The organism is Streptomyces triticisoli (assembly GCF_003270085.1).
Lineage (GTDB): Bacteria > Actinomycetota > Actinomycetes > Streptomycetales > Streptomycetaceae > Streptomyces > Streptomyces triticisoli.
Genome location: NZ_QFDQ01000126.1, coordinates 1 through 6,987, shown reverse-complemented (window position 1 = coordinate 6,987; position 6,987 = coordinate 1). Strand labels below are relative to the sequence as shown.

At 72.8% G+C, this 6,987-nt stretch carries 6 protein-coding genes and 1 pseudogene; 1 reads left to right on the top strand and 6 read right to left on the bottom strand.

Annotated elements, in window-relative coordinates:
* From DEP02_RS18570 to DEP02_RS18555, 4 genes and pseudogenes are all read right to left on the bottom strand, one after another.
* Nucleotides 1-1,264: pseudogene (locus DEP02_RS18570) on the bottom strand (SCO7613 C-terminal domain-containing membrane protein); the annotation flags it as partial.
* Nucleotides 1,265-1,586: 322 nt separating this feature from the next.
* Nucleotides 1,587-2,141: a hypothetical protein gene (locus DEP02_RS18565; protein WP_112468803.1), complete on the bottom strand. Its 555-nt coding sequence runs from the start codon at nt 2,139-2,141 to the stop codon at nt 1,587-1,589.
* Nucleotides 2,142-2,363: 222 nt separating this feature from the next.
* Nucleotides 2,364-2,978 carry a lytic polysaccharide monooxygenase auxiliary activity family 9 protein gene (locus tag DEP02_RS18560; RefSeq protein WP_198668481.1) on the bottom strand — a complete coding sequence of 205 codons (615 nt, stop codon included), beginning with the start codon at nt 2,976-2,978 and terminating at the stop codon, nt 2,364-2,366.
* Between the two features lie 391 nt (nt 2,979-3,369).
* Nucleotides 3,370-4,884, bottom strand: coding sequence for a PH domain-containing protein (locus DEP02_RS18555; protein WP_112468799.1), 1,515 nt, complete (start codon nt 4,882-4,884; stop codon nt 3,370-3,372).
* A 170-nt stretch (nt 4,885-5,054) separates the two neighbouring features.
* On the opposite strand from DEP02_RS18555, the gene DEP02_RS18550 reads away from it, so the two are divergent.
* The gene (locus DEP02_RS18550) at nt 5,055-5,723 is read left to right on the top strand and encodes an MFS transporter (protein ID WP_112468797.1); all 669 of its coding nucleotides are present in this window, start codon (nt 5,055-5,057) and stop codon (nt 5,721-5,723) included.
* Nucleotides 5,724-5,927: 204 nt separating this feature from the next.
* Here DEP02_RS18550 and DEP02_RS18545 read toward each other — a convergent pair whose 3' ends face one another.
* Nucleotides 5,928-6,542: a sulfocyanin-like copper-binding protein gene (locus DEP02_RS18545; protein WP_112468795.1), complete on the bottom strand. Its 615-nt coding sequence runs from the start codon at nt 6,540-6,542 to the stop codon at nt 5,928-5,930.
* Complete coding sequence (locus tag DEP02_RS18540; RefSeq protein WP_112468804.1) at nt 6,539-6,820, bottom strand: SHOCT domain-containing protein; 282 nt, start codon at nt 6,818-6,820, stop codon at nt 6,539-6,541. The genes DEP02_RS18545 and DEP02_RS18540 overlap by 4 nt, the downstream gene beginning before the upstream one ends.
* Between the last annotated feature and the right edge of the window lie 167 nt (nt 6,821-6,987).

Here is a 6,987-nt window from a genome sequence, read left to right as displayed (position 1 = left end):
CCCCGGCCAGGACCGCCGCGACGACCGCGAGCACCAGCGGCGCGGTCGTCGCGGCCGCCGGCCAGGGCACCCAGACCGTCACCGCGGCGCGCAGGTCCGACGGTGCCCCGGACCAGACCCGTCCCGTCCATCCGACCGGACCCAGCAGCGCCACGACGACCAGCGGCAGTGCCCACACCACCGCCAGGGTCTGGACGGCGGCCGACGTCCGGGCGACACCGCGCCGCACGGGTTCCGGGAGCGGAACGCGGACGGCCGACAGCAGCCCGACCCCGCAGGCCAGATAGCCGGGCACCGTCCACACCCCGGGCAGCGACGCGCGCGGGATGCCGCCGAGCGCCGCGACCAGGAGCAGCCCGCCGGTCACGGCGGCGCCGGTGGCGAGGCCCCGCCGCGGGGCGCGCCATGCGGCGTACAGCGCGATCGCCGCCGCAAGGGCGAGGAGCACCGCCGCACGGGCGGCGGCGCTCGGGCCGGCGGCCTGCCAGGAGAGCGCTCCGGCCGCGGCCACACCCCAGCCACCCGTCCCGTACGCGCCGACGGCGGCGGCGATGCGCAGGGACCTCGCGGACGTCCGGAGCGCGACGACCGTGTCGAACGCGGCCGTCAGCAACAGCGCGGCCGTGATCGCGTACGGACCCGCGTCGGCCGCCACCGCCCACAACAGCAGGGGGAGCTGGGCGGCGGCCAGGGCGGCGGGGAAGGGGATGCGCAGGGAACCGAGTCCCCTGCCGTACCCCCACCACCCCCCGGCCAGGAACGCCGCCGCGACGGCCGCGTACCCCGTGCCGTCGGTGGCCGTCAGCGCGACCTCGTGCAGCGCGTACGCGTCGAGCACCGTCAGCGCCAGGCCGAGACCCGCCAGCGCCTCCGCCGTCGAGCGCAGCCCGCGCTTCAGCAGGAGCACGGGAGCGCCGAGCGCCGCCACGGTCACCGTGGCGAGTACCGCGGACCGCCCGGCGATCCCCAGGTGCCCCCAGCCGACCAGGGTGAACGCGATCGCGGCGACGGTCAGCAGGACGCCGCCGAGGACGAGGAGCACGTTCTGCACACGGGGCGCGGTGGTCTCGGGCCGCCGCGGCACCGGCGGAGCGGGCGGGAAGGCCGGCTGGAGGAGACCGATCAGCTGGGCGCGGCGGGCCAGCAACTGAGCCCGTCGGGCGTCGAGTTGCCACAACTCCGCGTCGAGGACCCGCAACTCCTCGGCCGGTGGCAGTGGGTGAGTCATGCCGTGCAGTGTGGCGCGCGTCATGGCGCGGAGCATGAGTGCGTGTACTCAGGCCCGTACTCAGATCCCGCGCGGCGAAGGCCCCACCGGAAGACTCGGCGCATGGCCCGGGGCCACTGCCGCTTCCGCTTCCGCTTCCGCGGCGTGTGGGTGCCCCCCGTACCGTCCGCCCGCGCGTACGCCAGGCTGAAGCAGGCCGAAAACTCCTCCTGTTGCCGACCGCCTCCGCCCTTGCACAGCAGATGCCGGCAGTTCGAAACCGTTCGGCCCCACCAGCCGGAAGCACGGCGAAGGCCCGGGCCGCCGACGGCACGCCGGGCGCCCCAGCCTTCGTCGGTCGCCACGGCGCCCTCTGGTCTCAGATCTTCCCCGCGACCACTCGGACGCGGTGGCCCAGCACCCGTCCGAAGACGGCTGTGAAGTGAGGGTGAAGGGGCGGCCAGTCGACGAACTGGAAGCCCAAGTGGGCGAAGGCGAAGTAGTCGCTGGTCCACTCCCAGTCGGGAAGCGGCGTGCGGTGGGCGCAGGCCGGGCAGTCGAGATCGGCCGCGCCCGTGGCGTACCAGGTGTCGATGGCCGCGCCGGACCAGGCGGAGGTGGTGCTCCGGCAGTGGGGGCAGATCGCGGAAGGGGAGTCGCCCTGACCGGCGAAGAAGACCGTACGCCCCGTGACGACCCGCAGCTCGTCGCCGGGCTCCTCCTCCAACTCCTTGATCCGGGTACGCCAGTCCCAGGGAGCCAGGTCGACGGCCTCCCGCCAGAGCGGCCCGGCCAGGTACGCCACACCGTCCTGCCACGGCACCGGGCGGATGACCCCTTCCTCCTCCAACCAGTTCCTGCCACGCCGGCCCCAGGCAACCGCCTCCTCCGCTGAGGCGTCCAGGTCCACGACGGTCTGCCGGTAGGTGCCCACGGATTTCCCCCTCGCACGGTGCGGTCGACCTCACTGGCCCCAAACGTCAGGTGATCCGACGGTCACCTCGGACCGCCCGGTCGGGCGTGAGCCGGTGCACGGCGTGACAGCGTAAGTCTCCGCAGGGTGGAGACCTGGGCCTTGTTGACGGACAAGGTGTTCCCACCGGACGCGACGCGTGCGGAACGCGTCGCGTCCGGTGGGAGCGGTGGGAGCGGTGGTTCAGCGGAAGTTCACGTCGCTGCACAGGAAGTACGTCTGGTCCATGTGCGATGCCTGCCAGATCGTGTAGACGACGTGCCGGCCGCTCAGGCCCGACGTGTTCACGTTGATCGAGTAGTTCTGGCTGGGCGCGTACCGTCCGGTGCGGGCGACCAGTTGCAGGTCGCTCCACCGCAGTGGCTGGGTCGTGGGGTTGAAGCCCTGGCGGGTGACGTACACCAGGAAGTAGTCCGCGCCATGGCTGGCCTGGTCGTACAGCCGCACGGTGAAGTTGGCCGAGACGTCCGTGGTCTTCCAGGCGCCCACGGCGTCCATGGACCTGTAGCGGCCGCTCTCGGTCCGGCCTCCGCTGCACAGCTGGCCGTCGGGGATGACCGCCTGGAAGTTGCCCTTGGAGCCGTCGCGGTACAGGCCGTTCCAGTTCCACATGGCGTTGGGGTTGTCCTGCCACGCCTGCCAGCACATGGGGTCCTGCTGCGCCATGGCCGGGTTCTGGAAGTCGCTGCCCCAGCGCTCCCAGCAGCCGTAGTTGCGGGACGCCGGATCGACGACCGAACCGTGGGCCACGGCGGTGCCGCTCCCGGGGATCAGGCTGATCAGCAGTGCGGCGAGCACGCTCAGCAGGAGGGCCGGACGGAACCCGACCCTACGAACGCCATGATCATGACAAACTGCACGACGTAACACAGTCTCCCTCTTTCCGGTGGGGGGATGCGGACATGGGACTGCGAGGTGTGGGGAGTGCGAAAGCACTGGGAGCGCCAGGACCCCTGGGAGCGCTCCCACAGTGACAGGTTGCGCATTGCGGAGCATGGTCGCAACACCGGATCGCGCCACTTCCACACCCCCACTGGCGCGTTTGCGTGGGTCGAGCCGCCGAAGGCCGCGCGTGGTACCGGCCACCGGCGGCACTTCGACCGCCTGCTCGGTGTGCCATCCGGGCCCTGCCGCCGCACCTTCCGTGCGGCCTCACGGCCTCACGGCCTCGTGGTGCGGTGGCGGACGGTCACGCCCCGGGCCCGGGGGACGCAGGAGTTTTCGCACGGCGCAGTTCGTGGATGATGCGGGTCAGGTCGGCCGGGGCGGCCGCGAGGCGGACCGGCCTGCCCGCGTCGTCGAGTTCGGCGATGTGCCAGCTTCGCGAGACGGTGTCGCCGTCCTCGCCCCGGGCACGCCGCACTCCCGTGACGGTGAGCCGCTCCACCGGGATCCGTTTCGCCGCGAACCGGCCCGGGCCGGGCTGCGGGACCACCGCGGGCTCGCCGCCACCGAGGACGACGTGGGTGCCGAAGCCGTACGGGTTGTAGTCGGTGTCCTCCAGGAAACGGGCGGGCAGGAACACCTCCGTCCCCTCCGCGGTGGCGCCTCCGGGCGCTCCGGGTGCTCCGATCCCTCCGGACGCTCCGACTTCCCCGGGCGTACGGACGCGGGTGGCGTGCCAGGCCCAGACCATCAGGCCCAGCGTGACCGACGAGCCCGCGGCCGCCCAGGTGATCGCCGTGGGAGAGGTGAGCAGGGACGTGGGGTGGAGGTAGCAGAGCGGCAGCAGCCACAGGGCCGTACCGGCGAGCGCGGCCGCGAATGGAAGGGCCGACGGGAGGACCTCGTCGTCGGGCAGCCGGCGTCCGCGCAGGCGCAGCAGCGCCAGGGCGCCGGGATGACCCGCGGTGAGAGCGATCACGGCCGCGGCGACGGCCTGGGCCCCGGCGGTGCTGAAGTGCCTGCGCCACACGTAGCGGTCTCCGGCGACCTCCACCACCCCACCGCGCCAGAAGGTCAGTTCGACGCTGTCGCCGGGCTGGAACTCCAGGGCCACCTCTCGCGGAACCCCGACCCGCTCCAGCGGCCGGCTCTCGGTGAGGTACAGCCAGCTGTTCTGCTTGGACCTGTTGGCCTCGGTCCGCGCGATCACGGCCGGCAGGGTGCGCGCCCGTTCCTCCGACGCGGCGCTCGGCACACCCGCCGCGATCACGCCCGCGAACGCGAGCAGCAGCGCGCCCAGGGCCAGCGGCCCGGCCCAGCTCCCGTAGCCGGCGGTGCTGTTCGAGATGACGGGGAGGTGGCTCGACTCCGGGGCTCCGTGACGGCTGAGCAGCGCGCGGAGCGCGTCCAGCTTCGCGTTGAAGTCCTCGTCGTGGGACAAGTCGCCGTACAGCAGGGGCAGCAACTGCTTGCGTCCGTCGCGCAGCGCCACACTGACGCGAAGGGTCGTGCCGTATCTGTGGGCGTGCCGCCGTACGCGCAGATCGGCGACGGCACTCCACGGCACACTCCGGCGACGCAGCAGCGTCCGGTAGTGCAGGCCGTACGCGTCGCCTCTCACCCACGCGGTGACCCAGTGGAGCGAGGCGATGCCCACCAGCGCGAGCAGGAGGCCCACGATCAGCCACACGTCCAGCAGCCGGCCCCGGTACGCCAGGCGCGTCACGGCCACGCCCGCCCCGACCGCGCCGAGTCCGACGAAGAACCACAGGGAGCGCTTCCGGAACGGACCGCAGATCACTTCCTGGGCACTGGTCATGCACGGAATCGTGCCATCGGCCGGGCCGCGCCTTCTTCTGCGGTGCACGGCAGTCTTCCGGTCCGTACGCTGCCGACGTCTTGCAGCGAGAAGCGGAGCTTCACAGGAAGCATCGAACGGGTCGTCATTCACGTCCGCGTCCCGTGGTGCCACTCCTGGTAGGGAGCCGCGTGCCGACCGCGGCCCGGCGCATCGGGCTGGGGCGACTGACCCACCGCACCGCCTCGATGGGGGCGTTCGTCCTCATGGCGGCCGGCTGCGGCGCGATCGGCTTCCTGTTCAGTCCGCACACGCAGGGGGTGTCGGCCGTGGGTCCGGCGCTCGCGCCGGGGATCCTCCTCGTCGGGCTCGGCCGGGGCATGGCCACGACGACCACCGACCTCGTCCAGTCGGCGCCTCCGCCGGAGGAGGTGAGCGATGTGACGGGGCTGTCCCGCACGGCCGGCTATCTGGGAAGTGCGTTCGGGGTGGCACTCGCCGGTGCGCTGCTGACCACCTCGCTGCTGTACTCGTTCGAGGCCGGGGTGAACGGCAGCGGCGTTCTGTCCACCACTCAGAAGACGCTGGTGACGCGGACGCTGGAGCATCAGGTGCAGATCACCGCCGCGTCCGACGCCGCCCTGCGCGCGAAGGCGCTGTCACGAGGCATCACGGGCACCGCGGCCGACGAGCTGGTACGGATCAACGCGCTGGCCAGGGAGCGGGCGCTGACCGTCTCGGTCACCGGCATGGCCGCACTGGCCCTGGTCGCACTGCTGGTGGCCTGGCGGATTCCCGTCCCCACAAGGGCCGCGAAAGCCACCGGATCGGGACGTGAACCGCCGTCGGAGCGCCTGTAGGCCTCGACCGCACGTCTCGGATCGTGCTCGGGAGGATGCGGGCTTTCGGCCGCTCGGGCCGACGCTGCGCGCACTCGGCTCGGCGGCGCACCACCGACCGGAGCCACCGGTCCGCCCGCCGCGGGAAGCTCCGGCGGGAACGACTCGAATCCTGCTCCGCCCGTGTCGGCGCGTTGACCGACCACCGTCGTTGCCGGGGCGCCGTCACCGTGTGACGTCCAGTTCGCTGTACATGCCGGAGGCGTAGTGGCCCGGATAGTTGCACAACAGCTCGTAGCGGCCGGGCCGCAGCGTCACCGTGGTCCAACCGGTCGCACCGGAGGTGATGCCGTGCCCGGCACCCGCGCCGCAGTTGCGCGAGGCCTCACCGAGGCTGCCCGTCTCGGCGACCCGGCCGCCGGCGCCGACGGCACGTTCTCCTGCCGCCCGGCCCGTCGGCAGCGGCAGCACCACCACCTCGTGGGTGAGGGTTCCCGCGTTGAACACCCGTAGGGTGACCTTCCCGGCCTGGACCGTCGCCGGGTGGGACACCAGGCGCATCATGCCCATCCCGTGCCGACCCGGACGGCCGTCCGCCGGGGTCGGTCCGCCCGGACCGCCCCACATGTGTCCCATGTCGCCGACGGTCACGTCCACCACGTGGCCTGCGAGCGCGGGCGCACCGCACCGCGTGCCCTGTGCCCTGTGCCCGGGTGCGGGTGCCGTGCCGCGCAGGGCGCCGGTGGCGGCGAGGATCGCCGTCGTGGCGATGCCCAGCACCAGGGCGGCGGCTGCCACGGCTACGACCAGCCACGTCCCCGGGCGGCGGTTCGCGGTCACCGGTGGTGCTCCCGCAGCAGCGTGAGCCGGCGTTTGTACTCGTCGTCGTCGATCTCGCCGCGGGCGAACCGCTCGGCGAGCAGGTCCTCGGCTCGTCGGCTCTCCCGTCCGGGCTCGCCGGTGGCGGAAGGCGAGCCGGAGCGCTGGTGGCGCGGGGTACCGGTGAGGTAGCGCACGAGCGCGACGATTCCGGCGATCACCAGGGCCCAGAACACCACCATGAACACCGCCATGACGAACCAGCCACCCCAGCCCCATCCGCCGTCGTACCACATCATGCCGATCACTTCCCTCGACCGAGGTTGTCCGGCATTCCAGGATGGACCTGCGGGGGCTGCGGCGGACTGGGCCGTCGTTCCCCTTCTGGGTGGCCGAACGGCCCTCTTCGGGGTTCACGGCTTCCGCGCCGACGGCCGGCCCCCGACCAGGTGACCTGGTCGGGGGC

Coding starts and splice junctions, on each gene's coding strand:
- DEP02_RS18555 (WP_112468799.1), bottom strand. CDS start 4,884: ATGACCAGTGCCCAGGAAGTGATCTGCGGTCCGTTCCGGAAGCGCTCC.
- DEP02_RS18540 (WP_112468804.1), bottom strand. CDS start 6,820: ATGATGTGGTACGACGGCGGATGGGGCTGGGGTGGCTGGTTCGTCATG.